The following is an 892-nucleotide window of genomic DNA, read 5'->3' on the forward strand; positions in this document are numbered from 1 at the left end:
TATTCTTTTGGCCCTTACATATGGGCTGATTGTTCGAAAATATTCCAATCAATCTTGATACATGTTGTAAGGGGGGAGGGATGATATGAGACCAGAAATAAAAGAAGTTGTAGACAAAACAGTACAAGAAGAGATTGCACAAGAACAAAAAAAGAAGAAGAAAAAGAAATCCTGGTTACTGACATTTCTTTTTGGAAGTTCTACTTTCACAATAGGGCTGTTCGTTTGTATTGGATTTCTTTTATTTATTGTTTTGGGGCAAGGAATTGGCAAAAAAGAAGAGGAAGCACCAGCAACCATCCCAAGTAATGGAATGACGGTTTGTCGGCCAGGTGGAAAATCAGTGGCACCAGAAGAATTACAACCCCATTTAGGCGGCGTTTTTACAGGGAAAGCACAAGCCTTTTTAAATGCAGGAACACAAAACCAAATCGATCCCGTTTTACTAGCGGCCATTGCAAAATTGGAAACGGGGAACGGTACTTCTAACGCAGTAAAGAACTATAACAACCCTGGTGGTCTCATGGACCCTAGTAGTTCACAAATGAAAGGATTCATGAAGTTCGCCACTTTAGATGAGGGAATCAACGCTATGGCGCGAAACTTATATAAAAACTATATCGGTATGGGGATTACAACCATAGAAGCAATAGGCGCTAAATACGCGCCACCAGGCGCCGCAAATGATCCGCATGGTACAAATGGTTTATGGCCTGTATTAGTAACAAAATTTGTGACGCAAATGGGCGGCCTTACTTTTAATTGTGAAGCGGGAAAGCCAGGCGGCGTTGTAGATACTGGATCAGCAAGCTCACAAGGGTTTATTCGTCCAATCGCTCAAACAACGATTACAAGCCCATTTGGGCCACGGTGGGGCACTATTCATAAAGGT

At 42.2% G+C, this 892-nt stretch carries 1 protein-coding gene; it reads left to right on the plus strand.

Going from position 1 to position 892, the window contains the following annotated elements:
* Window positions 1–85: 85 nt before the first annotated feature.
* Window positions 86–892, plus strand: an 807-nt coding sequence (locus ACQGS6_RS29310; RefSeq protein WP_426966100.1) for a glucosaminidase domain-containing protein, incomplete at its 3' end; no start/stop codon positions are given.

This window comes from Bacillus sp. GMs2/2, from assembly GCF_050172095.1.
Lineage (GTDB): Bacteria > Bacillota > Bacilli > Bacillales > Bacillaceae_G > Bacillus_A > Bacillus_A cereus.